Genomic DNA, 26,681 nt, shown 5'->3' on the forward strand with positions numbered 1-26,681 from the left:
AAGCCAAAGAGCGCCAAAGGAGTTCGCGCGGTCGTCGCGGAGTCGCGGTGTTCGGGCAATGGTGCGGCGATTCCTGACTAACATGGCCGATGATGACAACAGCCCGCGTGCCCAAACTGCCGCTCGACGAAGCCACGGCCGCCGCCGACGAAGCGGCCGTGCCCAACTACATGGCCGAACTGAGCATCTTCCAGGTGCTGCTCAACCACCCGCCGCTGGCGCGCGCCATCAACGACCTCCTCGCCACCATGCTCTGGCACGGCGCGCTCGACCCGCGGTTGCGCGAGTTGGTGATCATGCGGATCGGCTGGCTCACCGCATGCGACTACGAATGGACACAGCACTGGCGGGTGGCGTCGCGACTGGGCGTGGCCCCCGACGACCTGCTCGGTGTGCGCGACTGGCAGGCGTACGACGGGTTCGGCCCCGCCGAACGGGCGGTGCTGGCCGCCACCGACGACGTGGTGCGCGACGGCGCCGTCAGCGCCGCGAGCTGGGCGGCGTGCGAGCGTGAATTGCAAGGGGACACAACGGTTCTCATTGAGCTCGTGACGGCGATCGGCGCGTGGCGGATGGTCGCGTCCATCCTGCACAGCCTCCAGGTCCCGCTGGAGGAGGGCGTGTCCAGCTGGCCGCCGGACGGCCGGAAGCCGTAATCGATTGACATATCAATCAGTAGCTCTTTAGCGTCGGGCAATGCGTACCAGAGTCGCCGAGATGCTCGGTGTCGAGTTCCCCATCTGCGCGTTCAGCCACTGCCGTGACGTGGTGGCCGCGGTGACCAATGCGGGCGGGTTCGGCGTCCTCGGCGCGGTGGCGCACAGTCCCCAGCGACTGGACAACGAACTCGCCTGGATCGAGGAGCAGACGGGCGGCAAGCCATTCGGGGTGGACCTGCTGCTGCCGCCCAAGTACGTCGGCGCGGACGAAGGCGGCATCGACGCCGCACGGGTGCGGACGCTGCTGCCCGAGGAGCACCGCGCGTTCGTCGACGACATCCTCGCCCGCTACGGGATCACCGCCCCGGCGCAGGAGCTGCGCGCCTCCGCCGGCGCGCTCAACATCTCGCCCAAGGGCTACGAGCCGCTGCTGGACGTGGCGTTCGCCCACCGCATCCGGCTGATCGCCAGCGCGCTCGGGCCACCCCCGGCGGACCTCGTCGAACGCGCCCACGGCCGCGACGTCCTGGTGGCCGCGTTGGCCGGCACCACGCGCCACGCCCAACGGCACGCGGCCACGGGGGTCGACCTGATCGTCGCGCAGGGCACCGAGGCCGGGGGCCACACCGGCGAGGTCGCCACCATGGTCCTGGTGCCCGAGGTGGTAGATGCCGTGGCGCCGGTCCCCGTTCTCGCCGCCGGCGGCATCGCCCGCGGCCGCCAGATCGCGGCGGCCCTGGCGCTCGGCGCCGAAGGCGTGTGGTGCGGGTCGGTGTGGCTGACCACCGAAGAAGCCGAGACGCCGCCGGTGGTCAAGGACAAGTTCCTGGCCGCCACCTCCTCGGACACCGTGCGGTCGCGCTCGATGACGGGCAAGCCGGCGCGGATGCTGCGTACGGCCTGGACCGACGAATGGGACCGGCCGGAAAAGCCCGACCCGCTCGGTATGCCGTTGCAGACCGCGCTGGTCGCCGAGCCGCAGGTGCGCATCAACACCGCGGCCGCGCACCCCGGAGCCAAGGCGCGCGAGCTGGCCACCTACTTCGTCGGCCAGGTGGTCGGCTCGCTGGACCGGGTCCGACCCACGCGAACGGTGGTGCTCGACATGGTCGAGGAGTTCATCGACACCATCGGGCGGCTGGAGGGCCTGGTCGAGCAGTGACACGCTCTCGGCCGCAAGGATTTTGACGGCCCGCACCGCCGGATTCGGCAAACACCAGATGAACAATCGGTGCCGACCGGTGAGCCATATGCCCAGGTCAGGGGCCTGGCCCTAACGAAATCCGGTGGGCTCCCCCCGGAAAGCCGTAAAGATTGCCCGACATTGCCGCCGAGGGGTTTGACCCTGTCGGACCGGTCGTGCATTATCGGTCGAGTAAGCACCTCGTTAGGTGAGGCGTCTACACGAATACAGGCCACTGACCCCGAACGTCGAAAGACGCCCCGGGTCAGGACAGCTCCTCCCGGCTTAAGGGTTGAGCCCAGGTGGCTTCCGGAGAACCCGGACACGTCGTGTGGTGCCGAAGCTCTGACGAGAGGGGTGCGGATCTCCGACGGTCGTCGGGTTTCTGCTCCTCATGCTGCGCACAAATGGCGTGCGGATGACCGCATGCGCCGTGACCGCGAGGAGGTGAGGGACACATGAGTTCCAGCGACAGTCCGGACCGAAGTCCGAGCTCCGCCTCGTCCCCATCCGGCCTCCGGCATGACGTTCTCAGCTGAGGCGTCGCAACGCCAAGTGGCTTGTCGGCCAAGCGTTCTCCGGATCGGAACCGCTACGGGACGGGATGCGTCAGTCCAATCAGTCCCTGTCAGAAATCCCGCCTAGGAGGCGACCATGACCGCAGCTCTGCACGACGAAGTGATAACCGTAGCGCCCGCCCGCACCCTGAAGGTGGTGCGCGACGTCCAGACGACCCAGGCCCCGGCCGCCAAGAAGGCGACCCGCCAGGCCAAGCCGCAGCCCGTTCTCCCCGGCGACCCGCTGGTGGAGGGCGCCACCCGGCTGTTGAGCATTCCGCTGCGCCACCTGTACGCCGCGCTGCTGCGGGCCGGCGTGCTCGAAGTTACGGCCTGATCCGATGGACAGCGACCAACCGAGGCCCCAAGGGGCTACCCGGCCGCAGGTGTTTCCTGAGGCCAGGTAGCCCCTTGGAGTGCCCCGCCTGAGTAGAATCGGGCTATTGGCGTCGATCCGGCCATCACCGGGGAGCCTTCGGAAGAACAGCCGGCCTGGCTCAGTAGAACCGAACGGGTGGGCCCGTCACAGCCTCCAATGAGCGGCCACGCGACGGCGTGGCAAGCGGGGTGGTACCGCGGCGCTCGCGCACCGTGCGCGTCGTCGTCCCCGGCCTGAGCAGGACGGCCACAGGAGACGACGCGCATCGTGACCGAGAATACCGACGTCAAGGCCTACCCGAAGCCGGCCGGCGCGGCTCCCGACTTCCCGGCCCTCGAACTCGAGGTCCTCGACTACTGGGCCCGCGACGACACCTTCCGGGCCAGCGTCGCCCGCCGCGACGGCGCCGAAGAATACGTCTTCTACGACGGCCCGCCGTTCGCCAACGGGTTGCCGCACTACGGGCACCTGCTCACCGGCTACGTCAAGGACATCGTCCCGCGGTACCGCACCATGCGCGGCTACAAGGTGGAGCGCCGGTTCGGCTGGGACACCCACGGGTTGCCCGCCGAACTCGAGGTCGAGCGCCAGCTGGGCATCAACGACAAGTCGCAGATCGACGACATGGGGATCGCCGCGTTCAACGACGCGTGCCGCGCCTCGGTGTTGCGCTACACCGACGAGTGGCAGGCGTACGTCACCCGCCAGGCCCGCTGGGTCGATTTCGACAACGACTACAAGACGCTCGATCTGCCCTACATGGAGTCGGTGATCTGGGCGTTCAAGCAGCTCTGGGACAAGGGTTTGGCGTACGAGGGCTACCGCGTCCTGCCGTACTGCTGGCGAGACGAAACCCCGCTGTCCAACCACGAATTGCGGATGGACGACGACGTCTACCAGAGCCGCCAGGACCCGGCTCTGACGGTCGGATTCAAGGTGGTCGGCGGCCCGCTGGACGGGGCGCACCTGCTGGTGTGGACGACGACACCGTGGACCCTGCCGTCGAACCTGGCGGTCGCGGTCAACCCCGACGTCAGCTACGTCGAGGTCCAGGCCGGCGACCATCGCTTCGTGCTGGCGCAGCCGAGGCTGGCCGCCTACGCCCGCGAGTTGGGCGAGAAGCCCGAGGTGCTGGGGACCTACCGCGGGGCGGAGTTGCTCGGCACGCGCTACCTGCCGCCGTTCCCGTATTTCATGGACAGCCCCAAGGCTTTTCGGGTGCTGCCCGGCGATTTCGTCACCACCGAGGACGGCACCGGCATCGTGCACATGGCGCCGGCCTACGGCGAGGACGACATGGCGACCACCGAGAAGGCGGGCATCGTGCCGGTCACGCCGGTCGATTCCAAGGGCCGCTTCGACGCCAGCGTCCCGGATTACCGGGGGCAGCACGTCTTCGACGCGAACCCGAACATCATCCGCGCCCTGAAGAACCAGACCGGCCCGGCGGCGGCCAACGGCGCGGTGCTGCTGCGCCACGAGACCTACGAGCACCCCTACCCGCACTGCTGGCGCTGCCGCAACCCGTTGATCTACCGGGCGGTGTCGTCGTGGTTCGTCGCGGTCACCGCATTTCGCGACCGCATGGTCGAACTCAACCAGCAGATCACCTGGTACCCCGAACACGTCAAGGACGGCCAGTTCGGCAAGTGGCTGGCCGGCGCGCGGGACTGGTCGATCTCGCGAAACCGCTACTGGGGCACCCCCATTCCGGTGTGGAAGTCCGACGACCCGGACTACCCGCGCATCGACGTCTACGGCAGCCTCGACGAGCTGGAGCGCGACTTCGGGGTGCGGCCCACCAACCTGCACCGGCCCTACATCGACGAGCTGACCCGCCCCAACCCCGACGACCCGACCGGCCGCAGCACCATGCGGCGCATCCCCGACGTGCTCGACGTGTGGTTCGACTCGGGGTCGATGCCCTATGCGCAGGTGCACTACCCGTTCGAGAATCGGGACTGGTTCGACGGGCACTATCCGGGCGACTTCATCGTCGAATACATCGGGCAGACCCGCGGCTGGTTCTACACGCTGCACGTGCTGGCCACCGCGCTGTTCGACCGCCCGGCGTTCAAAACCTGTGTCGCGCACGGGATCGTGCTGGGTTCCGACGGTCAGAAGATGAGCAAGTCGCTGCGCAACTACCCGGACGTGTCGGAGGTGTTCGACCGCGACGGCTCCGACGCCATGCGGTGGTTCTTGATGGCCTCGCCGATCCTGCGCGGCGGCAACCTGATCGTCACCGAGCAGGGCATCCGCGACGGCGTGCGCCAGGTCCTGCTGCCGTTGTGGAACGCCTACAGCTTCCTGGCCCTCTACGCGCCGAAAGTCGGTTCCTGGCGCACCGATTCGCCGCAGGTGCTGGACCGCTACATCCTGGCCAAGCTCGCCGAACTGCGCGAGAACCTCACCCGCGAGATGGACACCTGCGACATTTCCAGGGCCTGCGAACACCTGCGCCAGTTCACCGAGGCGTTGACGAATTGGTATGTGCGACGGTCCCGTTCGCGGTTCTGGGAGGAAGACGCCGACGCCATCGACACCCTGCACACCGTGCTGGAGGTGACGTCGAGGCTCGCCGCGCCGCTGCTGCCGTCGGTCACCGAGATCATCTGGCGCGGCCTCACCGGCGGGCGTTCGGTGCACCTGACCGACTGGCCCGACGCCGAGGCGCTGCCCGCCGACCCCGACCTGGTCGCCGCCATGGACCAGGTCCGCGAAGTGTGCTCGGCCGCGTCGTCCCTGCGCAAGGCCAAGAAACTGCGGGTGCGCCTGCCGCTGCCGAAATTGACCGTGGCCGTGGACGATCCGCGACGGCTGGAGCCGTTCACCGACCTGATCGCCGACGAGCTCAACGTCAAGGCCGTGGAGCTGACCGACGCGATCGACACCTACGGCTCCTTCGAGCTCACCGTCAACGCCCGGGTGGCCGGGCCGCGGCTGGGCAAGGACGTGCAGGCGGCCATCAAGGCCGTCAAGGCGGGCGAGGGCGTCGTCAACCCCGATGGGACCCTGACCGCGGGACCCGCGGTGCTGCAACCCGAGGAGTACAGCTCCCGGCTGGTCGCCGCCGACCCGGAGTTCACCGCGGCGCTGCCCGATGAAGCCGGCCTGGTGGTGCTGGACGGCACGGTGACCCCCGAGCTGGAGGCCGAGGGCTGGGCCAAGGACCGCATCCGCGAACTGCAGGAGCTGCGCAAGTCGACCGGGCTGGACGTGTCCGACCGGATCTCCGTGGTGATGTCGGTGCCGGCCGAGCGGGCCGACTGGGCGCGCACCCATGCCGACCTGATCGCCGGGGAGATCCTGGCCACCAGCTTCGAATTCGGGGAACCGGCCGACGGCGCCGACATCGGCGACGGTGTGCGGGTCAGCATCGCCAAGGTCTGACCGCGAGAGTGCAACTGGCGACGCGTTTCTCGAGTCGGGGCGTCGGTAGTTGCACTCTCGCGGCGTGTCGGAGCGCCGTGGCACTGTGCGGCCATGGGAACGGGGGGACCATTCGTCGGCACCGAGGCGGTCGGATCCGGCGCCGTCACGGAACGTGAGCTGCGGCGATCGTGCGCGCGGATCTATCGCAACGTCTATCAGCGGCGGGACAGCCCGCTCACCGCGAGCGACAGGGCGGTGGCTGCGTGGCTGTGGTCGGGGAAGAAGGCGGTTGTCGCCGGCAATTCCGCGGCCGCGCTGCTCGGCGCGGAATGGGTCGATCCGCTGGCGCCCGCCGAACTCATCAGCGACCGCAAACGACCGCCGCCGTTGATCGTCACCCGGAACGAGTCGCTGTTGGCCGGCGAGGCGCTGGAGGTCAAAGGAGTGCCGGTGACGTCGCCCGCGCGCACGGCCTTCGACTTGGGGCGACGGGGAAAGCTGCTGTCCGCCGTGGTCGCGATCGATTCGTTGGCCAGGGCGACGGGTCTTCGTGCTGACGCTGTGGAGCCGCTGATCAAGGCCCATCGCGGTGCGCGCGGGCTGGAACAGTTGCGACGCGTGCTGCCGCTGGTCGACGCGGGCGCGGAGTCACCGCAGGAGACCAGAACGAGGCTTGCGATCGTCGCCGCGGGATTGCCCAGGCCGCGAACTCAGATCGTCGTGCGCAACGAGTGGGGTGCCGTGCTGGCGCGGATCGACCTGGGCTGGGAGGAATGGTGCGTCGGCGTGGAATACGACGGCACGCAACACTGGACCGACCCGCGCGTCCGCGCCAGGGACATCGACCGGATCGCCGAGCTGGAACGTCGCGGCTGGCGCATCGTCCGGGTCAGCGCCGACCTGCTGCGCAACCGGCCGGACGTCTTGATCGCGCGGGTTCGTGCGGCGTTGAGCGCGGCGGGCTGCTGCGTTTGACCGCGAGAGTGCAACTCGCGACGCGTTTCTCGGGTAGGGCCGTCGGCAGTTGCACTTTCGAGGCCGTTAGGTTTCGGAGTGTGGAGTCCCGTTGGGTGCTGCACCTGGACATGGATGCGTTCTTCGCCTCGGTCGAACAACTCACCCGGCCGACCCTGCGGGGGCGTCCGGTGCTGGTCGGCGGCCTGGGCGGCCGGGGCGTGGTGGCCGGGGCCAGCTACGAGGCCCGCGTGTTCGGGGCCCGCTCGGCTATGCCGATGCACCAGGCCCGCCGCCTGGTTGGGGTGACCGCGGTGGTGTTGCCGCCGCGCGGCGTGGTGTACGGGGTGGCCAGCCGGCGGGTCTTCGACACCGTGCGCGCCGTGGTGCCCGTCGTCGAGCAGCTGTCCTTCGACGAGGGCTTCGGCGAACCGCCCCACCTCGCGGGCGCGTCCGCCGAGGAGGTCGAGGCGTTCTGCGAGGACCTGCGGCGACGGGTCCGCGACGAGACGGGCCTGATCGCCTCGGTCGGTGCCGGCTCGGGCAAGCAGATCGCCAAGATCGCGTCCGGCCTGGCCAAACCCGACGGCGTCCGGGTGGTCCGGCGCGCCGACGAGCGGGCGCTGCTCGACGGGCTGCCGGTGCGGCGGCTGTGGGGCATCGGTCCGGTCGCCGAGGAGAAGCTCAATCGGCTCGGCATCGAGACGATCGGCCAGCTGGCCGCGCTGACCGACGCCGAGGCCGCGAACATCCTGGGCGCGACCATCGGGCCCGCGCTGCACCGCCTGGCCCGCGGCATCGACGACCGCCCCGTCGCCGAGCGCGCCGAAGCCAAGCAGATCAGCTCGGAGTCCACCTTCGCCGTCGACCTGACCACCCTGGAGCAGCTGCGGGACGCGATCGACCCGATCGCCGAGCACGCACATCAACGCCTGCTGCGCGACGGCCGCGGCGCCCGCACCGTCACGGTGAAACTGAAGAAGTCCGACATGAGCACGCTGACCCGTTCGGCCACGCTGCCCTATGCGACGACCGAGGTGGGCGCGCTGATCGCCGTGGCCCGGCGGCTGCTGCTCGACCCTCGCGAGATTGGGCCGATTCGCCTTCTCGGCGTTGGGTTTTCGGGGTTGAGCGATGTCCGCCAGGAGTCGCTGTTCCCCGACCTGGACCTGGCGGGGGAGGCGGAGGACCACCCCGCGGAAACTGTGGCGACCGCGACCGAGGCCATGTTCGCCCCGGCGCCCGACGCGGGATGGCGGGTGGGAGACGACATAGCGCACCGCGAGCTCGGACACGGCTGGGTGCAGGGCGCGGGCCACGGCGTCGTCACGGCGCGGTTCGAGACCCGCAGCTCGGGCCCCGGCCCGGCGCGGACGTTTCCCGCCGACACCGCCGAGCTGACCAAAGCGAACCCGGTCGATTCCCTGGACTGGCCGGACTACGTGGGCGCGCTGCAGGACAACGCCCCGTCAGCCCCACCGGGCGATGACGTCGGCGACCGGTAGCTTCGCGGCCAGCGCGGCCATCACCAGCACCCGGGCCTGAGGCGGTCGCAGTTTGGGCACCATCACCGCGCCGGCGGCCACCATCTCGTGCCCGGGCCCGTAGCTGGCGCCGACCCGGCCGCCCGGGACGCGGGTGGACACCGCGACGGCGATTCCGGCCCGGCAATGCCGGGCCACCGCGTCGACCACCGCGTCGCCGGCGTTGCCCGAACCCAGCGCCTCGAGCACCACGCCCCGCGCCCCGGCGGCCACGCAGGCGTCCATCGCCACCCCGTCGCTGCCCAGGTACGCGGCGACGATGTCGACCCGCGGCGCGTCCGCGGCGCTCAGCTCGCCGAGCTGGGGTCGCGTCTTGGTGCCGGCCAGCGTGACACCGCCGCGCACGGTGCCGATCAGCTCTCCGGCGAAGCCGCTCAGGTCGTTGGTCGCCACCTTGCTCAAGCCCAACGGCTGCAGCACCCGGCCGGCCATGCACACCAGGACGCCCAGCCCCCGGGCGCCGGGGCTGCCCGCCACTTCGAGGGCCGCGCGCAGGTTGACCGGACCGTCGGCGTCGGGGGCGTCGGCGCTGCGCATGGCCCCGGTGAGCACCACCGGGACGTCCCCCGCATGGGTGAGCTCGAGCCACAACGCGCTCTCCTCCATGGTGTCGGTGCCGTGGGTGACCACCACGCCGTCGGCGCCGCCGTCGATCGCCGCCCGCACGGCGCCGCGCATCCGGTCCCAATCGGCAGGCACCAGCTGGGAGCTGTCCAATGCCAGCACGTCGACGACGTCCACGTCGAGACCGGAGGCCAGGTCGGCCGCGCCGTAAGCGGGCCGGTGCACGCCGTCCGCGCCGGTGGCGGTCGATATCGTGCCTCCGGTGGCGATGACGGTGAGCCGGCCCATGGTGAGATCATCGCGCACGCCGACGGCGAACATCGGCCGGCCCGCGTCCGCATTGGGGGATGATGTCAGAGTGCCCGAGGAACCCACCGGATCGAGTAAGCCCGTGACCTCAACCGACAAGGCTGAGGACGCCGCGGCCACCGACCCGCAGCGCCCGCCCAGGCGGCTGCGCCTGCTGCTGTCGGTGGCGGCGATCGTCTTGGCCCTCGACGTCGTCACCAAGGTGCTCGCCGTCAAACTGCTGCCCCCCGGTCAGCCGGTGCCGATCATCGGCGACACGGTGACCTGGACGCTGGTGCGCAATTCCGGTGCCGCGTTCTCGATGGCGACCGGTTACACCTGGGTGCTGACGCTGATCGCGACCGGCGTGGTGGTCGGCATCTTCTGGATGGGGCGGCGCCTGGTGTCGCCCTGGTGGGCGGTCGGGCTGGGGATGATCCTGGGCGGCGCCATGGGCAACCTGGTCGACCGCTTCTTCCGGGCGCCCGGGCCGCTGCGCGGCCATGTCGTGGACTTCTTGTCGGTCGGCTGGTGGCCGGTGTTCAACGTCGCCGACCCCTCGGTGGTGGGCGGCGCCATCCTGCTCGTGGTGCTGTCGGTCTTCGGCTACGACTTCGACACCGTAGGTCGGCGTAAGGCCGACGGGGACACCGAAAGCCGACGCAAGGCCGACCAGCGTTGACCGAACGTTCCATGCCGGTCCCGGAGGGGCTGGCGGGCATGCGCGTGGACGCGGGGCTGGCACGCCTGCTGGGACTGTCCCGCAGCGCCGCCGCGGCGCTGGCCGAAGACGGCGGGGTGGAACTCGACGGCGTGCGGGCGGGCAAGTCCGACCGGCTGACCGGCGGCGCGTGGCTGCACGTCCGACTGCCCGAAGCGCCGGCGCCGGTGGAGAACACGCCCGTGGACATCGAGGGCATGACGATCCTGTATTCCGACGACGACATCGTCGCGGTGGACAAACCCGCGGCGGTGGCCGCGCACGCGTCGGTGGGCTGGACGGGACCGACGGTGCTCGGCGGCCTGGCCGCCGCCGGTTACCGCATCACCACATCCGGCGTGCCCGAGCGGCAGGGCATCGTGCACCGCCTCGACGTCGGCACCTCCGGGGTGATGGTGGTGGCGCTCTCCGAGCGCGCCTACACGGTGCTCAAGCGGGCGTTCAAACAGCGCCTGGTCGACAAGCGCTATCACGCGCTGGTGCAGGGGCATCCGGACCCGTCCAGCGGGACGATCGACGCGCCGATCGGGCGGCACCGCGGTGGCGAGTGGAAGTTCGCCGTCACCAAGGATGGCCGGCATAGCCTCACCCACTACGACACCATCGAAGCCTTTCACGCGGCAAGCCTGCTCGACGTGCACCTGGAAACCGGTCGCACACACCAGATCCGGGTGCACTTTGCCGCGCTGCATCACCCCTGCTGCGGCGACCTCGTCTACGGGGCCGATCCAAAACTCGCGAAAAGGCTTGGGCTGAAACGACAATGGCTGCACGCCCGCTCGCTGTCGTTCGCCCATCCGGCGGACGGCAGGCGGATGGAGATCGTCAGCCCCTACCCGGCCGATCTGCAGCACGCGCTGGACGTGCTGCGCGCCGAGGGCTGATCACCCCGGCTTGCGGGCCTCGACCAGGACCCGCGTCGAGTGCGCGACGAAGGGCCCGTCGGCCTCGATGCGCTCGTGCAGTTCGCGCAGCCGCTCCCGATAGGCGTCGACCGTGAAGCCCGGCACCGTCCAAATCACCTTGCGCAGGAAGTAGATAACGGCACCGATGTCGAAGAACTCGGCCCGCGTACGCTCCATGCGGAGGTCGACGACGCGCATCCCGGCGGCCTCGGCCTGGGCGCGCTGGGCGTCGGGGTGCAGTTCGGCCCATTTCTCCGGCTGTGGCCCGATGAAGTATTCGACCAGCTCGGCCATCGTCGCCGGCCCGATCTGCTGGGCGAAGTAGGTGCCGCCCGGCCGCAGCACCCGGGCGATCTCGGGCCACCGCGCCGCGATGGGATGGCGGCTGGTCACCAGGTCGAACGCCGCATCGGCGAACGGCAGCCGCGGCTCGTCCGCGGTGGTCACCACGAGCACCACGCCCCGGGGATGCAGGCGCTGGGTGGCCAGGGCCGCGTTGGGCGGCCATGATTCCGTCGCGGCCATGGTGGGCGGAAACCGCTCGGCACCCGCGAGCACCTCGCCACCCCCGGTGTCGATGTCGCACGCGGCCGACACGCTCGCCAGCCGTCGGCTCATCTGGCGCTGGTAACCCCACGAGGGGCGCTCTTCGGTGGCGCGCCCGTCCAGCCAGGAAAAGTCCCAGCCCTCGACGGGGGCGGCGTCGGCCTCCGCCACGAGGTCGTCGAACGTGCGACCCATGCCGAGCATGCTAGGCACCGTGCGCGCCGCGCGACACGCCGGTCATGGCAATCCCGGCGGACCGATCAGACGGCGGCTTGTCGCCCTCACCGGTCGCGATCTCGGGGGCCAGCGGCGCGACCGCGCCGATGATCTCGGTGACCGTTTCGGCGGGGACGCCGGGCGCGGCGAGCGCGTCGGACAGGTGACCGGCCACCACGTTGAAGCCCGGTTAGTTCGCCGTTACGCACGGATGTCTTTGCGTAACAAGCGGATTGCCCACTCGTGACCGTGGCGTCGCCGCGGCGTGGGACGCGCGGCGCGCTTTCACTTGCCCGAAATCCGCACCGGCCCGGGCGATCGATGACCTAGGTTGGTTTTATGACTCACGTCACATCATTCACACAGCCCCACAAGGCGGTCGTGGTCAACGGGCGGGCCAGTTGCGGTCCGGGGGCCGACGTCATCAGGAGCGAAAGCCGATGAATCTCGGTGACATAACGAACTTGGTCGAGAAGCCACTCGCGAACTTGGTGGAGAAGCCGATCGCGGCGGTGTCCCATCTCGTCAATACCCCCAACTCGGCCGGACGCTACCGGCCGTTCTATCTGAGGAACCTGCTCGACGCCGTGCAGGGCCGCACGCTCGACGAGGCCGTCGGCGGCAAGACCGTCCTGATCACCGGGGGATCGTCGGGCATCGGGGAGGCCACCGCGAAGCGGATCGCCGAAGCGGGCGGCGCGGTGGCGCTGGTCGCGCGCACCCGGGAGAACCTGGAGAAGGTGGCGGACGAGATCGAGGGCGACGGCGGCACCGCCCACGTCTACCCGTGCGACCTGTCCGACATGGACGCGATCGCAGCGATGGCCGATCGGGTGCTGGGCGACCTCGGGGGCGTCGACATCCTGATCAACAACGCGGGCCGGTCGATCCGCCGTTCGCTGGAGCTGTCCTACGACCGGATCCACGACTATCAGCGCACCATGCAACTGAACTACCTGGGCGCGGTCCAGCTCATCCTCAAATTCGTCCCGGGGATGCGGGAGCGCGGCTTCGGGCACATCATCAACGTCTCCTCGGTCGGCGTGCAGACCCGCGCGCCGCGCTTCGGCGCCTACATCGCCAGCAAGGCCGCGCTGGACAGCCTGTGTGATTCCCTGCAGGCCGAGACCGTCGACGACGGCGTGAAGTTCACCACCGTGCACATGGCCCTGGTGCGCACCCCGATGATCAGCCCGACCACCCTCTACGACAAGTTCCCGGCGCTGACGCCGGATCAGGCGGCCGGGGTGATCGCCGACGCGATCGTGCACCGGCCCCGGCGGGCCAGTTCGCCGTTCGGGCAGTTTGCCGCCGTCGCCGACGCCGTCAACCCGGCGGTGATGGACCGGGTGCGCAACCGCGCGTTCGCCATGTTCGGGGACTCGGACGCCGCCAGGGGCGACGAATCGGCAAGCGAGTCACCGCAATTCGATAAACGCAGCGAGACGTTCGTGCGGGCGACCCGCGGGATACATTGGTGACATCATGAGCCTTCCGAAGCCCGACATTGACACCACCGTCGTCATCACCGGCGCGTCGTCCGGCATCGGCGCCAAACTGGCTCGCGGGCTGGCCCGCCGCGGCTTCCCGCTGCTGCTGGTCGCTCGGCGCCGGGAACGCCTCGACGAACTCGCCAACGAGGTGGGCCGGGAATACTCGGTCGCGGTAGAGGTGCTGCCGCTGGACCTCGGCGATCCCAAGGGCCGCTCGCAGTTGGCGGACAGGCTGCTCGCCGAGCCGATCGCCGGCCTGTGCAACAGCGCCGGTTTCGGCACCAGCGGGGTCTTCCACGAGTTGCCGCGCGAGCGCGAAAGCGAGGAGGTCACCCTCAACGCACTGACGCTGATGGAACTCACCCACGCGGCCCTGCCCGGCATGGTGGAACGCGGCGCAGGCGCGGTGCTGAACATCGCGTCGATCGCCGGTTTTCAGCCGGTGCCCTACATGGCGGTCTATTCGGCGACCAAGGCGTTCGTGCAGACGTTCTCCGAGGCCGTGCACGAGGAGCTGCACGGGACGGGGGTGTCGGTCACGTGCCTGTGCCCGGGGCCGGTGCCGACCGAATGGGCCGAGATCGCCAACGCCGAGCGGTTCAGCATTCCCATCGCGCAGGTCTCGCCGGGCGACGTCGCCGAGGCGGCGATCGGCGGGATGCTGGCCGGCCGGCGCACCGTGGTGCCCGGCGTGGTGCCCAAGGTCGTCAGCGCCGGCGGCAGGTTCGCGCCGCGCAGCCTGCTGCTGCCCGGGATCCGGATCGGCAACCGCTTCCGCGGGGGACCCAACCGCTGAGCTTGCGTGACGGCGCCTGCGGCAACGAGTGTGCGCCCCGGGCGGTGACACGCCGAGCAACGCCGCCCTGAGCGCACACCGAAAGCCGTCCGTGCACACCGAAAGTTCGCACCGCGCATCGCGTGCGGCACGTCGGGCTAGGCTCCGTTGATGGCCGCTGTTGACCTGACCACCGAGATGCCGATGAGCCCGCAAGAGATGTGGGACCGCGTCTCCGACCTCTCGGACCTGGGCGACTGGCTGGTGATGCACGAGGGCTGGCGCAGTGACCTGCCCGAGGAGCTCGGCGAGGGCGCCCAGGTCGTGGGCGTGGCCAGGGCCAAGGGCTTCCGCAACCGGGTGACGTGGACGGTGACCACGTGGGACCCGCCGCATCAGGTGGCGCTCTCGGGATCCGGCAAGGGCGGCGCCAAGTACTCCGTCACACTCACCGTGCGGGCCGCCTCAGCGGGATCCACCCTTGGCCTGCGTCTCGAGCTGGGCGGGCGCGCCCTGTTCGGGCCGGTCGGTTCCGCGGCGGCGCGGGCCGTCAGAGGCGACGTGCAGAGGTCGTTGAAGAACTTCGTCGACTTGTACGGATAACTGCCCACGACACACTTCGCGACACGCCCGGAAGGCGTCGGTCCTCGGTCATAGACTGGCGTCCCTATGAACCACTCGTCCTTCGTGCACCTGCATAACCACACCGAGTACTCGATGCTGGATGGGGCCGCGAAGATCACGCCGATGCTGGCCGAAGTGGAGCGGCTGCAGATGCCCGCGGTTGGGATGACCGACCACGGAAACATGTTCGGCGCCAGCGAGTTCTACAGCGCCGCGACCAAGGCCGGGATCAAACCGATCATCGGGGTCGAGGCGTACATCGCGCCGGGCTCGCGCTTCGACACCCGGCGCATCCTGTGGGGTGACCCCAGCCAGAAGTCCGACGACGTCTCCGGCAGCGGCTCCTACACGCACCTGACGATGGTGGCCGAGAACGCCGCCGGCCTGCGCAATCTGTTCAAGCTGTCCTCGCTGGCCTCCTTCGAGGGCCAGCTGGGCAAGTGGTCGCGCATGGACGACGAGATCATCGCCGAACACGCCGAGGGCATCATCGCCACCACCGGCTGCCCGTCGGGTGAGGTGCAGACCCGTCTTCGTCTGGGGCAGGACCGCGAGGCGCTGGAGTCGGCCGCGAAGTGGCGCGAGATCTTCGGCGCCGACAACTACTTCCTCGAGCTGATGGACCACGGCCTGTCCATCGAGCAGCGTGTCCGCGAGGGCTTGCTGGAGATCGGGCGCAAGCTGGGCATCCCGCCGTTGGCCACCAACGACTGCCACTACGTCACCCGCGACGCCGCCCACAACCACGAGGCGCTGTTGTGCGTGCAGACCGGCAAGACGCTGTCGGACCCGAACCGGTTCAAGTTCGACGGCGACGGCTACTACCTCAAGTCCGCCGCCGAGATGCGCCAGCTCTGGGACGACCAGGTCCCGGGCGCCTGCGACTCGACGCTGTTGATCGCCGAGCGGGTGCAGCCCTACGACGACGTGTGGGCCCCGCGCGACCGGATGCCGATCTTCCCGGTGCCCGACGGGCACGACCAGGCGTCCTGGCTGCACCACGAGGTGATGGCGGGACTGCGGCGGCGTTTCCCGTCCGGCGTTGCTCAGGACTACGTCGACCGGGCCGAGTACGAGATCAAGGTCATCTGCGACAAGGGCTTCCCGTCGTACTTCCTGATCGTCGCCGACCTGATCAACTACGCGCGGTCGGTCGACATCCGGGTGGGGCCCGGGCGCGGTTCGGCGGCGGGCTCGCTGGTGGCCTACGCGCTGGGCATCACCAACATCGACCCGATTCCGCACGGCCTGCTGTTCGAGCGGTTCCTCAACCCGGAGCGTCCGTCGGCGCCCGACATCGACATCGACTTCGACGACCGCCGCCGCGGCGAGATGGTGCGCTACGCCGCCGACAAGTGGGGCCACGACCGCGTGGCCCAGGTCATCACCTTCGGCACCATCAAAACCAAAGCGGCGCTGAAGGATTCGGCGCGGATCCACTACGGCCAGCCCGGCTTCGCCATCGCCGACCGGATCACCAAGGCGTTGCCGCCGCCGATCATGGCCAAGGACATCCCGCTGTCGGGCATCACCGATCCGGCGCACGAGCGGTACAAAGAGGCCGCCGAGGTGCGTGGCCTGATCGAGACCGATCCCGACGTCCGCACCATCTACCAGACCGCGCGCGGCCTCGAGGGTCTGATCCGCAACGCCGGCGTGCACGCCTGCGCGGTGATCATGAGCAGCGAGCCGCTGACCGAGGCCATCCCGCTGTGGAAGCGGCCACAGGACGGCGCCATCATCACCGGCTGGGACTACCCGTCGTGTGAGGCCATCGGCCTGCTGAAGATGGACTTCCTGGGCCTGCGCAACCTGACGATCATCGGTGACGCGCTGGACAACATCAAGGCCAACAGGGGCATAGACCTCGACCTGGAATCGGTTCCGCTGGACGACAAGCCCACCTACGAGCTGCTGGGGCGCGGCGACACGCTGGGCGTGTTCCAGCTCGACGGTGGGCCGATGCGCGACCTGCTGCGCCGCATGCAACCGACCGAGTTCAACGACATCGTCGCCGTCCTGGCGCTGTACCGTCCGGGCCCGATGGGCATGAACGCCCACAACGACTACGCCGACCGCAAGAACAACCGGCAGGCGATCAAGCCGATCCACCCGGAGCTCGAGGAGCCGCTGCGCGAGATCCTCTCGGAGACTTATGGTCTGATCGTCTACCAAGAGCAGATCATGCTCATCGCCCAGAAGGTGGCCTCCTACACGATGGGCAAGGCCGACGCGCTGCGCAAGGCGATGGGCAAGAAGAAGCTCGAGGTGCTCGAGGCGGAGTACAAGGGCTTCTACGAAGGCATGACCGCCAACGGGTTCTCCGAGCGGGCGGTGAAAGCGTTGTGGGACACCATCCTTCCCTTCGCCGGGTATGCGTTCAACAAGTCGCACGCCGCCGGCTACGGCCTGGTGTCGTACTGGACCGCCTACCTGAAGGCCAACTACCCGGCCGAATACATGGCCGGCCTGCTGACCTCGGTGGGTGACGACAAGGACAAGGCCGCGGTGTATCTGGCCGACTGCCGCAAGCTCGGCATCACCGTGCTGCCGCCGGACGTCAACGAGTCCCTGGTGAACTTCGCTTCGGTCGGACAGGACATCCGCTTCGGGCTAGGCGCGGTGCGCAACGTCGGCGCCAACGTGGTCGGTTCGCTGATCAAGACCCGCGACGAGAAGGGGAAGTTCACCGACTTTTCGGACTACCTGAACAAGATCGACATCTCGGCATGCAACAAGAAGGTCACCGAGTCGCTGATCAAGGCGGGCGCGTTCGACTCGCTGAGCCATGCCCGCAAGGGTCTGTTCCTGGTGCACACCGACGCCGTCGATTCGGTGCTGGGCACCAAAAAGGCCGAGGCGATGGGGCAATTCGACCTGTTCGGCGGCGACGGCGGCGGCACCGCGGACTCGGTGTTCACCATCAAGGTGCCCGAAGACGAATGGGAGGACAAGCACAAGCTGGCCCTGGAGCGGGAGATGCTCGGCCTGTACGTCTCGGGGCACCCGCTCAACGGAGTGGCGCACCTGCTGGCCGGCCAGGTGGACACCCAGATCCCGGCCATCCTGGACGGCGACGTGCCCAACGACACCCAGGTGCGGGTGGGCGGCATCCTGGCGTCGGTGAACCGGCGGGTCAACAAGAACGGAATGCCCTGGGCGTCGGCCCAATTGGAAGACCTCACCGGCGGCATCGAGGTCATGTTCTTCCCGCACGCGTATTCCGCCTACGGCGCCGACATCGCCGACGACGCGGTGGTGCTGATCAACGCCAAGGTGGCGATCCGCGACGACCGCATCAGCCTGATCGCCAACGAGCTTGTGGTGCCGGACTTTTCCAACGCCCAGCCGAACCGGCCGATCGCGGTCAGCCTGCCCACCCGGCAGTGCACCATCGACAAGGTCAGCGCGCTCAAGCAGGTGCTGGCGCGCCACCCCGGCACCGCCCAGGTGCATCTGCGGTTGATCAGCGGGGACCGGATCACCACCCTCGAGCTGGATCCCTCTCTGCGGGTGACGCCATCGCCGGCGCTGATGGGGGACCTCAAGGAGCTGCTCGGCCCGGGGTGCCTGGGCAGCTAGCCGCGCCCTCGCGGCGGGCTAGGCGTCGCCGGCCTGCAGTCGGGCGCGGACCGTTTCCATGCGTTGCGCCAGCGCCGCCTCGTCGATGACGTTTCTGGCGACAAGGGAGTGCGCCAGCGCGACGAGCTGGCTCTCCGGATACGGCAAGGTTGCGTACGTCTTTTCGCCGAGGCGGTCCTCGTCGTGTCGACGCGTCAGGAGCTCTAGCGCGGCTCCCTCCCTGTCGAGGGCCTCACACATCCCGTCGAGGCTCGACTTCCAGGGCGGCACCGGATTGCTTACACCGTACTTCTCCGCCATCCGTGGCCACACCTGCTGACGTTTTGCAACCTGCTCCAGCGTCGGCACGCGGACGGCAGTGATGTCGATCTCGGCAGACATCGGTTGGCCCTCAGTAGTTCTCGGCGGGGCGGACCGCGCGGTGCACGGGGCGATCCACGTTCGAAGTCACCCCCGGCTTGGGCAGGGCAACGCCGATCATGCAGTCGCGCGTCACGATCTCGGCAAGCTGCTCCTCGCTCCACCCGTCGGTCCCCGCCGGCCGAAGCGGCAGGACGAGGAACCTGTGCTTGGAATTCGAGTCCTCGACCCGGATTTCGACGTCCTCCGGGAGATACAGGCCGAACTCCGCGAGGACTTGGCGGGGCCATCGCACGATGCGGCGTCGATAGTTCGGCGTCCGGTACCACTCGGGGGAGTTCCCCAGCAGCGGGCGCGGGTAGCACGAGCACAGCGTGCACACGATCACGTGGTGCAGCGTTTCGGTGTCCTCGAGTATGTGCAGCGCGGTGAAGTCGCTGGGCGTGCCAAAGCCGGTCGGGTGGAGCCAGTCGATGCCCACCTCACGGCTGGCGGCGATCCCGTCCTGCAGAGCCAGTCGTTTGAAATCCGGGTCCACCCAGGCCTTCGCCACGAGCCGCGCACCCGGCGCCGGCCCCATCTGCTCGACGAACTCGGTGTAGCGCCGGTGATCCTCGGCGGTGAACAGACCCTTCTCTATTGCCAGCTCGCGCAGCGCGATCTCCAGCACTTCAAAGTCGGTGACCTCCTCGACCATTGGCGCCGCGTGGCGTTCCGGTTCGTGGGCCGCCTCGGTGTGCTCTGTCATCTCGCCATCCTGATTGGTGATAAGTGACGGGCTCGGCTAGGAAGCCGGCTGCAGCCACCGCTCCGATATCTCCGCTTGAAGCGTGTCGTTCGGCGGGCCCGTGTAGGGGTCCCAAAGGTCGGTCATCTTGAAGCGAACGATGTAGAACCACTCCGGCTTTTGATCTTCGCGGTCAAACGCCTCGTCTTCGGAGGCCAGGCTCTCGTACGAGACCCTGACCACCGTGCCGGGTTTGCCCCGCAGGTATTCCTGGGTGCGGGTGTAGAAGATGGTGGGCAGATCCCGCACCCGCACGGCGTCACCGACCGCGAATCGCGCGTCACCGGCGAGGCCGTCGAAGCACTGCGGATCGCCCTTACCGAGCGCCTCGATGTGGTGGCGGTTGCGGGGCACCGCCGCCGCGTCGCCGGCCGTGCGGGGCAGGGCTTCCAACGGGGTCGCAGCGGCGGTGCGCTGACGCACCTCGTCGGCTCGTTCGATCAACTCACCGAGCGTGATGTGGCGCTTGTCGACGAGGCACCGGGCGACCGCCAAAACCCAACGACCGTAATAGGGGAAGCCCTGATACAGCGTCCTCCCGACATCCACGTTGCCGAGCCTTCTGCGCTCCTCCGACGTCCAGATACCGCGCCAGCCGAGGACCTCACACGTGACGAACGTGTTGAGCTCCCACTGCTCTTCCTCCTTCTCCTCGTAGACCGCCGGGGCGTCCGGTTCGCCGCCCACGTCGTGGGGCGTCTTCATGAAGGCGCGAAAGCGATCGTGATGCAGCTCGTCCGGATAGGCCCAGTCCTGCAACCGGTGGAAGGCGACGCGCAGTTGGCTGACGAGGTCGCCCATCACAGAATTCGCCACGATCGCTGCCTCAAAGTAGAAGCGAGAGCCCGGGGACACCGTAACACCGCGCGGGCCATCCGGGTGGGGCAAATATATGTCGCCTTATGCCGAGTGTGCGGCTAGCCGCAGACTCGCCGCGCGCTAGGCGGTCAACCCCAGCGCCGCCTGATGGTCGTGGGTGGGAATGATCGTCACCGTATGCCGCGCCAGGTGCAGTCGCTGCAGCGTCCGGAAAGCTTCATCCCGATCCTGGTCCACCAAAACACCCGGATAGCTTGACTTTTGGCGGACATTCTCGATCTGCAACATGTGCCAGGCGGCGTCGCCGGCGATCAGGATCCACCCGCGCCCGGTATGGGCGAGCACCCCGACACTTCCCGGAGTGTGTCCGGGCAAGTCGACCAGGAGCACGGAGTGGTCCCCGAACAGGTCGTGGCTTCGGGCGAAGGTGAGCACCGGCGGGCCGTCCAGCTCGTAGTCGACGACGGGCCTGCCGCGCAGCGAATCGCGGACACCGCCGACCGGCGCTACCGGGCCGGAGCCGATCCAGTCCCGTTCGGTGCGGTGCAGGTGAACGGGGAGATCGGGCAGGTCCAGCAGGCCGGACACGTGGTCCCAATGGGCGTGAGTCGGCAGGGCGAAATCCAGCGGCGGCACATCGGGCAGCCGGCTCAGGGCCGTGATTGTGGGAACGGTGTCGGCGGGCGGACGGACCGCAACGCGCAACACCGCGGGCAGTTGAGCGATCGCCCGACGGTCGACGTCGTGGCACACGGCCGGATCGAGGATGAAAGTCGCTTCCGGGTGGCGGACGACGAACGAGGTCATCGCGTTCTCGACGCGGGCGGGCGCGAACGTGCCCTCGACGATCGCCGCGGTCGGCACCGAGCGCGCCACCTGGGGTAGCGCGGTCACCGTCACGGCGCGGCTGGGCTCCGGTAGTCCCGCGTCGGCGATACTGCGGAGGAACCGCTGATCGGGCCGCTTCGGGCGTAGCGCACCCCAGACCAATCCGGTTGCGGCGGCGCAGCATTGGCGCAGGGTGGGGGAGCGGACGGGGTCGTGCGTCATGGTGCGTCCACGCGGACGATAACGCTGTCGGCCCAGACGCCGCGGTCGCGTGCCCGGCGCAGCTTCTCGCGCACGCACAGGTCTTGATGAACGTTGGTGACCCCGGGCACCTTGATCAGCGGCACAACGTTCCACCGCCAGCCGTAGCGCCGGTGCAGCAGGCGATTCGCCCGCTCGGCGTCGGCGCCCGACAGGACGGTGGCCCGGCCCGCCAGCGTCGTCGCGCCCGGCCGGACCCGGCCGCGGTAGTCGCACGCAGTGAGCTCGACGTCGCGGCGCGTGGCCAACCGCTTGGTCTTGGGCCCGACCTTGGTGCGGAACAGCAGCGCCTCGCCGTCCAGCCCGAACCAGATCGGGGTGTCGACGGGCGTGCCGTCGCGGCGGAACGATCGGAGCAGCGCGTAGCGTGCGGTGCTCAAATCGGTGAGTGAATGTGTGTGCATGGCCCCAGTCAACGACTTAGAGTTGGCTCTAAGTCAAGCCCAAGGAGGCCCGATGCTGACGATCGGCGAGGTGGCGCGCCAGGCCGGGGTGGCGGCGACCACGCTGCGCTACTACGAACAGATCGGCCTGGTGCCGCCGCCGCGGCGGCTGGGCGGACAGCGCCGCTACGACGAATCGGTGCGAGCCCGGCTCGAGGTCATCCGGCTGTGCAAATCGGCCGGCTTCACGCTGGAGGAGATCCAGCTGCTGTTCGCCGACGACGTGCCCGGGCGGCCGGCCAGCCGCGCGCTGGCCGAAGCCAAGCTTGCCGAAATCGATGCGCAGATGGAGTCGCTGGCCCGGGCGCGCGCCGTGATCGAGTGGGGCATGCGTTGCACGTGTCCCTCAATTGACGCTTGTACCTGCGGGATTCATACCGCGGTGCCCGCCTGAGCCAAGGAGCGCCATGATCCAGCCGCCCACCATCGCCGTGCAGAACTTCTCCCACGTCTGCATCGGCGTCTCCGACATCGAGGCGTCGCTCACGTTCTACACCGCGGTGCTCGGCATGGACGTCGTGTTCGACGTCGAGCTTGACGGGGCCGGGCTGGACGCGGTGACGGGCGGGGCCGCGCAGCGGGGCCGCATGATCGGCGGGCTGATCGGGGCCGCCATGGTCGAGCTGCTGTCGCTGGGCGCCGTCCCCGAGTGCCCGAGCGGGCCGCACCTGGGCTACACCAACGTTTCGTTCCGGGTCGACGACCTCGACGCCAGCTACGACGCCGTCCGGCGCGAGCATCCCGAGGTCCGGGCCGAGCCGCCCGTCGACATCGGCGGCGTCCGGATGTTCTTCATCTATGACCCCGACGGCACCCCCATCGAGCTGCTGGAACTGCCCGCCGGCATATCGAGCACGCTGCAGCTCTGGCGCCCGGATCCGGCGTGATCTGCTCCCCGTCTCCGACCACGGACGTACGCTCACGAAGGAGAGCTGGCCCCGCGCGAGGAGGACGCACATGACGACAGCCGAGCGCCCGGTCACCCTCTGTCAGGCGTTCCAGCGCACCGCGTCGATCGATCCGGATGCCGTCGCGCTGCGCACGCCCGGCGACACCCAGACCATGACATGGCGCGAGCTCGCGGCGCAGGTGCGCAAGGTTGCCGCCGGCCTGGCCGGCCTGGGGGTCGGCCGGGGCGACACGGTGTCGCTGATGATGGCCAACCGCATCGAGTTCTACCCCTTCGAGATCGGCGCCCAACACCTGGGCGCCACTTCGTTTTCGGTCTACAACACGCTGCCCGCCGAGCAGCTGACCTACCTGTTCGACAACGCCGGCACCCGGGTCGCGATCTGCGAGGAGCAGTACGTGGACCGCATCCGCGCCAGCGGCGCGCCCGTCGAGCACATCGTCTGCATCGACGGCTCGCCGCCCGGCACCCTTTCGGTCGACGACCTGTACGCCGCCGCGCGAGAAGATTTCGACTCCGAGGCGACCTGGCGGGCGGTGCGGCCCGACGACATCGTCACGCTCATCTACACCTCCGGGACCACCGGCAACCCCAAGGGTGTGGAGATGACCCACGCGAACCTGCTTTTCGAGGCGTATGGCCTCAACGCCGTCCTCCCGTCCCGATTCGGGGACCGGGTCACGTCCTATCTTCCGACGGCACACATCGCCGACCGGGTGATGGGCCTGTACGCGCTGGAAGTGTTCGGCGCACAGGTCACGGTGGTCTCCGATGTCCGTGCCATCGCCGCCGCGCTGCCCGACGTGCGGCCCACGGTGTGGGCCGCGGTGCCGCGCGTGTGGGAAAAGCTCAAGGCCGGAATCGAATTCACCGTCAGCAACGAGACCGACGAGGTCAAGCGTCAGGCGTTGCAGTGGGCGATGTCGGTGGCCGGCCGGCGGGCCGCCGCCCTCCTGGCCGGCGAGGCGATGCCGGACGAGCTGGCCGCCGAGTGGGCCCGGGCCGACGAGCTGGTGCTGTCCAAGCTGCGCGAGCGGCTCGGTTTCGGCGAACTCCGTTGGGCGGTATCGGGTGCGGCTCCGATCCCCAGGGAGACGCTGGCGTTCTTCCTCGGGATCGGAATCCCGATCGCCGAGGTCTGGGGGATGTCGGAGCTGAGCTGCGCCGCCAGCGTCAGCCACCCCCGCGACGCGCGCCTGGGCACCGTCGGCAAGTTGCTGCCCGGCCTCGAGGGCAAGATCGCCGACGACGGCGAGTACCTGGTGCGCGGGCCGCTGGTGATGAAGGGTTACCGCAAGGAACCCGCCAAGACCGCGGAGGCCGTCGACGCCGACGGCTGGCTGCACACCGGCGACATCATCGAGGTCGACGACGAGGGTTACCTGAGGATAATCGACCGCAAGAAGGAGTTGATCATCAACGCCGCGGGAAAGAACATGTCGCCGGCCAACATCGAGAACACCGTGCTGGCCGCGTGCCCGATGGTCGGCGTGATGGTCACGATCGGCGACGGGCGGCCGTACAACACCGCGCTGATGGTCTTCGACGCCGAATCGGTCGGTCCGTACGCGGCCCAGCACGGCCTGCCCGACACGTCGCCCGCGACCCTCGCCGCCCATCCGGAGGTCATCGCCCGGATCGCCGCCGGCGTGGCCGAGGGCAACGCCAAACTGTCACGGGTGGAACAGATCAAGCGCTTCCGGATATTGCCGTCACTCTGGGAGCCCGGGGGAGACGAGATCACGCTGACAATGAAACTCAAACGCAAGCCGATCATGACGAAGTACGCGAGCGAGATCGAGAAACTCTACGCACCCGAACTACATCCGGACGTCCACGAGCCCGCGGCGGCCGCGACGGTCCAACCGGCATGAGCCGGCGACCGGGGGCGACCGCCCGTGAATTCGGCCGGGCAGGTGTGCGAAAGCTGCTGCAGCGCACCGGCTTTATCGAGGAGTCGACAATGGCCCTGACGACCGATCCGGAGGAGGTTGTCCAGCTGCTCGCCGCGCCGTGGTACGACGAGCGGCTGAATGGGCTGGCCGACGAGCTCGGGCGCGACCTGGGGAGCGTGCGCACCGAGGCCGCATGCTACCTGCGGGAGATGGCGCCCTCGCTGGACGTGCGGGCGGTCAGGGCCTGGCGCAGCTTCAGTAACTGGCTGATGCGGGCCTACGACGTGCTGGTCGACGAGGACCAGATCGCGCAGCTGCGCAAGCTGGATCGCAAAGCGACGTTGGCGTTTGCCTTTTCGCATCGCTCTTATCTGGACGGCCTGTTGCTGCCGGAAGTGATTCAGGCCAACCGGCTTTCGCCCGCGCTCACCTTCGGTGGGGCGAACCTGAACTTCTTCCCGATGGGGGTGTGGGCCAAGCGCACCGGCACGATCTTCATCCGGCGCCAGACCAAGGACATTCCCGTGTACCGCTTCGTGTTGCGCGCCTACGCCGCGCAGCTGGTGCAAAATCACGCCAACCTGACCTGGTCGATCGAAGGGGGCCGCACCCGGACCGGCAAGCTGCGGCCACCGGTTTTCGGCATCCTGCGCTACATCAGCGACGCCGTCGACGAAATCGACGGTCCCGAAGTGTATTTGGTGCCGACCTCGATCGTGTACGACCAGCTGCACGAGGTGGAGGCGATGACGACCGAGGCCTACGGCGCGGCCAAGCGGCCCGAGGACTTTCGCTTTCTGATCCGGCTGGCGCGACAGCAGGGGGAGCGGCTGGGCCGCGCCTACCTGGACTTCGGCGAGCCGCTGCCGCTGCGCAAGCGCCTCGAGGAGCTGCGCGCCGAGGAGTCCGGAACGGGCACCGAGATCGAACGCATCGCGCTGGACGTCGAGCACCGGATCAACCGCGCCACCCCGGTCACCCCGACCGCGGTGGTGAGCCTCGCCCTGCTGGGTGCGGACCGCTCGCTGTCCGTCAGCGAGGTGCTGGCCACCGTGCGGCCGCTGGCGAGCTATATCGCGGCGCGGAACTGGTGTGTGGCGGGCGCCGCCGACCTGACGAATCGCTCGACCATCCGCTGGACGCTGCATCAGCTCGTCGCCTCGGGCGTGGTCAGCGTCTACGACGCCGGCACCGAACCGGTTTGGGGCATCGGGGCGGAGCAGCACCTGGTCGCGGCGTTCTACCGCAACACCGCGATCCACATCCTGGTCGATCGCGCCATCGCCGAGACGGCGTTGCTGGCCGCCATCGAAGACGCCGAGGCCTCGGTGGACGGTTTGGTGTTGCCGACGACCGTGCGCGACGAGGCCCTGAAGCTGCGCGAATTGCTGAAATTCGAGTTCCTGTTCTCGGCGCGCGCGCAGTTCGAGAAGGAACTCGCCGACGAGGTGCGCCTGCTCGGCCGGGTGGAGGACACCAGCAAGGCGGCCAGCGCGGCCGACGTGCGCGGCCTGTTGGAGAAGGCCGACCTGCTGCTGGCGCACCTGGTGTTGCGGCCGTTCCTTGACGCCTACCACATCGTCGCCGACCGGCTGGCCGCCTTCGACGACGAATCATTCGACGAGAAGGCGTTTCTTGCCGAGTGCCTCGAGGTGGGCAAGCAGTGGGAGCTGCAACGCAGGATCGCGAGCGCCGAGTCGAGGTCGATGGAGTTGTTCAAGACCGCGCTGCGGTTGGCCCGGCACCGCGAACTGGTGGACGGCTTCGAGGACCTGGACATCGCGCAGCGCCGGCGTGAGTTCGCCGACGAGATCGCCACGGCCGTCCGGCGGGTCAACACCATCGCGGGACTGGCCGGAACGCGGTAGCCGCGCCACCGATGCGGCTCTCATGTTCTTCAAAGGTTCTGGGACGGTTGATCAGTCGATATGACTGATAGAATTCGGGGATTGTGAACCTTCGGGGCGCAACTAAGCCGCAACGATGGCGACCGGGTGTCGCTGTCGTTGCTGT

Annotated in this window: 23 protein-coding genes, 1 pseudogene and 1 riboswitch; of the genes and pseudogenes, 16 read left to right on the plus strand and 8 right to left on the minus strand. The window is 69.0% G+C overall.

Annotated features, from left to right (window positions below; genetic code table 11):
- Positions 1-92: 92 nt before the first annotated feature.
- The 6 genes from KXD96_RS14675 to KXD96_RS14700 all read left to right on the plus strand — a co-directional run bounded on the left by KXD96_RS14675 (position 93) and on the right by KXD96_RS14700 (position 8,612).
- Positions 93-656: a carboxymuconolactone decarboxylase family protein gene (locus tag KXD96_RS14675; RefSeq protein WP_260736601.1), complete on the plus strand. Its 564-nt coding sequence runs from the start codon at positions 93-95 to the stop codon at positions 654-656.
- Between the two features lie 40 nt (positions 657-696).
- Positions 697-1,821, plus strand: coding sequence for a nitronate monooxygenase family protein (locus tag KXD96_RS14680; protein WP_260736603.1), 1,125 nt, complete (start codon positions 697-699; stop codon positions 1,819-1,821).
- A gap of 214 nt (positions 1,822-2,035) precedes the next feature.
- Positions 2,036-2,206, plus strand: a riboswitch (M-box (ykoK) riboswitch).
- 290 nt (positions 2,207-2,496) lie between these two features.
- Positions 2,497-2,736 (plus strand): Rv1535 family protein, encoded by a 240-nt coding sequence (locus tag KXD96_RS14685; RefSeq protein WP_260736608.1) that lies wholly within the window; start codon positions 2,497-2,499, stop codon positions 2,734-2,736.
- A gap of 309 nt (positions 2,737-3,045) precedes the next feature.
- Positions 3,046-6,171 (plus strand): isoleucine--tRNA ligase, encoded by a 3,126-nt coding sequence (gene ileS / locus KXD96_RS14690; protein WP_260736610.1) that lies wholly within the window; start codon positions 3,046-3,048, stop codon positions 6,169-6,171.
- Positions 6,172-6,264: 93 nt separating this feature from the next.
- Entirely contained in the window at positions 6,265-7,128 is an 864-nt protein-coding gene (locus tag KXD96_RS14695; RefSeq protein WP_260736611.1) for a hypothetical protein, read from the plus strand.
- A gap of 95 nt (positions 7,129-7,223) precedes the next feature.
- Positions 7,224-8,612, plus strand: a complete 1,389-nt coding sequence (locus tag KXD96_RS14700; protein ID WP_260745385.1) for a DNA polymerase IV — start codon at positions 7,224-7,226, stop codon at positions 8,610-8,612.
- On the opposite strand, the gene KXD96_RS14705 is transcribed toward KXD96_RS14700, so the two are convergent.
- The gene (locus tag KXD96_RS14705) at positions 8,577-9,503 is read right to left on the minus strand and encodes an asparaginase (RefSeq protein WP_260745386.1); all 927 of its coding nucleotides are present in this window, start codon (positions 9,501-9,503) and stop codon (positions 8,577-8,579) included. The two genes, KXD96_RS14700 and KXD96_RS14705, sit on opposite strands and share 36 nt — an antisense overlap.
- Before the next feature lie 70 nt (positions 9,504-9,573).
- On the opposite strand from KXD96_RS14705, the gene lspA reads away from it, so the two are divergent.
- Entirely contained in the window at positions 9,574-10,185 is a 612-nt protein-coding gene (lspA, locus tag KXD96_RS14710; RefSeq protein WP_260736621.1) for a signal peptidase II, read from the plus strand.
- Positions 10,182-11,108, plus strand: a complete 927-nt coding sequence (locus KXD96_RS14715) for an RluA family pseudouridine synthase (RefSeq protein ID WP_260736622.1) — start codon at positions 10,182-10,184, stop codon at positions 11,106-11,108. Before lspA ends, KXD96_RS14715 begins: the two co-directional genes overlap by 4 nt.
- On the opposite strand, the gene KXD96_RS14720 is transcribed toward KXD96_RS14715, so the two are convergent.
- Together KXD96_RS14720 and KXD96_RS14725 are read right to left on the minus strand one after the other, a co-directional pair.
- Entirely contained in the window at positions 11,109-11,870 is a 762-nt protein-coding gene (locus KXD96_RS14720; RefSeq protein ID WP_260736624.1) for a class I SAM-dependent methyltransferase, read from the minus strand.
- 10 nt (positions 11,871-11,880) lie between these two features.
- Positions 11,881-12,075 (minus strand): annotated as a pseudogene (locus KXD96_RS14725) (hypothetical protein); the annotation flags it as partial.
- Between the two features lie 256 nt (positions 12,076-12,331).
- Between KXD96_RS14725 and KXD96_RS14730 the strand changes: the two are divergent.
- The 4 genes from KXD96_RS14730 to dnaE all read left to right on the plus strand — a co-directional run bounded on the left by KXD96_RS14730 (position 12,332) and on the right by dnaE (position 18,365).
- Entirely contained in the window at positions 12,332-13,372 is a 1,041-nt protein-coding gene (locus KXD96_RS14730) for an SDR family NAD(P)-dependent oxidoreductase (RefSeq protein ID WP_260736627.1), read from the plus strand.
- 4 nt (positions 13,373-13,376) lie between these two features.
- The gene (locus KXD96_RS14735) at positions 13,377-14,180 is read left to right on the plus strand and encodes an SDR family oxidoreductase (RefSeq protein ID WP_260736631.1); all 804 of its coding nucleotides are present in this window, start codon (positions 13,377-13,379) and stop codon (positions 14,178-14,180) included.
- A gap of 150 nt (positions 14,181-14,330) precedes the next feature.
- Complete coding sequence (locus tag KXD96_RS14740; RefSeq protein WP_260736634.1) at positions 14,331-14,762, plus strand: SRPBCC family protein; 432 nt, start codon at positions 14,331-14,333, stop codon at positions 14,760-14,762.
- A gap of 66 nt (positions 14,763-14,828) precedes the next feature.
- Positions 14,829-18,365: a DNA polymerase III subunit alpha gene (gene dnaE, locus KXD96_RS14745; protein ID WP_260736641.1), complete on the plus strand. Its 3,537-nt coding sequence runs from the start codon at positions 14,829-14,831 to the stop codon at positions 18,363-18,365.
- 18 nt (positions 18,366-18,383) lie between these two features.
- On the opposite strand, the gene KXD96_RS14750 is transcribed toward dnaE, so the two are convergent.
- The 5 genes from KXD96_RS14750 to KXD96_RS14770 form a co-directional block, all read right to left on the minus strand.
- The gene (locus KXD96_RS14750; protein ID WP_260736649.1) at positions 18,384-18,746 is read right to left on the minus strand and encodes an SH3-like domain-containing protein; all 363 of its coding nucleotides are present in this window, start codon (positions 18,744-18,746) and stop codon (positions 18,384-18,386) included.
- A gap of 10 nt (positions 18,747-18,756) precedes the next feature.
- The gene (scnC, locus tag KXD96_RS14755; protein ID WP_260736651.1) at positions 18,757-19,473 is read right to left on the minus strand and encodes a thiocyanate hydrolase subunit gamma; all 717 of its coding nucleotides are present in this window, start codon (positions 19,471-19,473) and stop codon (positions 18,757-18,759) included.
- Positions 19,474-19,509: 36 nt separating this feature from the next.
- On the minus strand, positions 19,510-20,313 hold the full coding sequence (locus KXD96_RS14760; RefSeq protein WP_260745387.1) for a nitrile hydratase subunit beta: 804 nt from the start codon (positions 20,311-20,313) through the stop codon (positions 19,510-19,512).
- Between the two features lie 138 nt (positions 20,314-20,451).
- Complete coding sequence (locus tag KXD96_RS14765) at positions 20,452-21,381, minus strand: MBL fold metallo-hydrolase (protein ID WP_260736655.1); 930 nt, start codon at positions 21,379-21,381, stop codon at positions 20,452-20,454.
- A complete protein-coding gene (locus KXD96_RS14770) occupies positions 21,378-21,824 on the minus strand; it encodes a PPOX class F420-dependent oxidoreductase (RefSeq protein WP_260736656.1) in 447 nt (148 codons plus the stop codon). Before KXD96_RS14770 ends, KXD96_RS14765 begins: the two co-directional genes overlap by 4 nt.
- 52 nt (positions 21,825-21,876) lie before the next feature.
- Between KXD96_RS14770 and KXD96_RS14775 the strand changes: the two genes are divergently transcribed.
- The 4 genes from KXD96_RS14775 to KXD96_RS14790 all read left to right on the plus strand — a co-directional run bounded on the left by KXD96_RS14775 (position 21,877) and on the right by KXD96_RS14790 (position 26,536).
- Positions 21,877-22,257: a MerR family transcriptional regulator gene (locus tag KXD96_RS14775; RefSeq protein ID WP_260736657.1), complete on the plus strand. Its 381-nt coding sequence runs from the start codon at positions 21,877-21,879 to the stop codon at positions 22,255-22,257.
- 13 nt (positions 22,258-22,270) lie between these two features.
- Complete coding sequence (locus tag KXD96_RS14780; protein WP_260736659.1) at positions 22,271-22,750, plus strand: VOC family protein; 480 nt, start codon at positions 22,271-22,273, stop codon at positions 22,748-22,750.
- Positions 22,751-22,820: 70 nt separating this feature from the next.
- The gene (gene fadD11, locus KXD96_RS14785) at positions 22,821-24,647 is read left to right on the plus strand and encodes a fatty acid--CoA ligase FadD11 (RefSeq protein ID WP_260736661.1); all 1,827 of its coding nucleotides are present in this window, start codon (positions 22,821-22,823) and stop codon (positions 24,645-24,647) included.
- Positions 24,644-26,536, plus strand: coding sequence for a lysophospholipid acyltransferase (locus tag KXD96_RS14790; RefSeq protein WP_260736663.1), 1,893 nt, complete (start codon positions 24,644-24,646; stop codon positions 26,534-26,536). The genes fadD11 and KXD96_RS14790 overlap by 4 nt, the downstream gene beginning before the upstream one ends.
- Positions 26,537-26,681: the final 145 nt, after the last annotated feature.

Origin of the sequence: Mycobacterium sp. SMC-2, from assembly GCF_025263485.1 — a bacterium.
Classification (GTDB): Bacteria; Actinomycetota; Actinomycetes; order Mycobacteriales; family Mycobacteriaceae; genus Mycobacterium.

Excerpts from the sequence above, each read along its gene's own strand:
- KXD96_RS14780 (WP_260736659.1), top strand. The coding sequence starts at position 22,271 with ATGATCCAGCCGCCCACCATCGCCGTGCAGAACTTCTCCCACGTCTGC.
- KXD96_RS14680 (WP_260736603.1), top strand. The coding sequence starts at position 697 with ATGCGTACCAGAGTCGCCGAGATGCTCGGTGTCGAGTTCCCCATCTGC.
- KXD96_RS14675 (WP_260736601.1), top strand. The coding sequence starts at position 93 with ATGACAACAGCCCGCGTGCCCAAACTGCCGCTCGACGAAGCCACGGCC.
- KXD96_RS14760 (WP_260745387.1), bottom strand. The coding sequence starts at position 20,313 with ATGGGCGACCTCGTCAGCCAACTGCGCGTCGCCTTCCACCGGTTGCAG.
- KXD96_RS14735 (WP_260736631.1), top strand. The coding sequence starts at position 13,377 with ATGAGCCTTCCGAAGCCCGACATTGACACCACCGTCGTCATCACCGGC.
- KXD96_RS14685 (WP_260736608.1), top strand. The coding sequence starts at position 2,497 with ATGACCGCAGCTCTGCACGACGAAGTGATAACCGTAGCGCCCGCCCGC.
- KXD96_RS14770 (WP_260736656.1), bottom strand. The coding sequence starts at position 21,824 with ATGCACACACATTCACTCACCGATTTGAGCACCGCACGCTACGCGCTG.
- KXD96_RS14740 (WP_260736634.1), top strand. The coding sequence starts at position 14,331 with ATGGCCGCTGTTGACCTGACCACCGAGATGCCGATGAGCCCGCAAGAG.
- KXD96_RS14775 (WP_260736657.1), top strand. The coding sequence starts at position 21,877 with ATGCTGACGATCGGCGAGGTGGCGCGCCAGGCCGGGGTGGCGGCGACC.
- KXD96_RS14790 (WP_260736663.1), top strand. The coding sequence starts at position 24,644 with ATGAGCCGGCGACCGGGGGCGACCGCCCGTGAATTCGGCCGGGCAGGT.
- scnC (WP_260736651.1), bottom strand. The coding sequence starts at position 19,473 with ATGACAGAGCACACCGAGGCGGCCCACGAACCGGAACGCCACGCGGCG.
- KXD96_RS14750 (WP_260736649.1), bottom strand. The coding sequence starts at position 18,746 with ATGTCTGCCGAGATCGACATCACTGCCGTCCGCGTGCCGACGCTGGAG.
- KXD96_RS14695 (WP_260736611.1), top strand. The coding sequence starts at position 6,265 with ATGGGAACGGGGGGACCATTCGTCGGCACCGAGGCGGTCGGATCCGGC.
- fadD11 (WP_260736661.1), top strand. The coding sequence starts at position 22,821 with ATGACGACAGCCGAGCGCCCGGTCACCCTCTGTCAGGCGTTCCAGCGC.
- KXD96_RS14720 (WP_260736624.1), bottom strand. The coding sequence starts at position 11,870 with ATGGGTCGCACGTTCGACGACCTCGTGGCGGAGGCCGACGCCGCCCCC.
- KXD96_RS14730 (WP_260736627.1), top strand. The coding sequence starts at position 12,332 with ATGAATCTCGGTGACATAACGAACTTGGTCGAGAAGCCACTCGCGAAC.
- KXD96_RS14765 (WP_260736655.1), bottom strand. The coding sequence starts at position 21,381 with ATGACGCACGACCCCGTCCGCTCCCCCACCCTGCGCCAATGCTGCGCC.
- KXD96_RS14705 (WP_260745386.1), bottom strand. The coding sequence starts at position 9,503 with ATGGGCCGGCTCACCGTCATCGCCACCGGAGGCACGATATCGACCGCC.
- dnaE (WP_260736641.1), top strand. The coding sequence starts at position 14,829 with ATGAACCACTCGTCCTTCGTGCACCTGCATAACCACACCGAGTACTCG.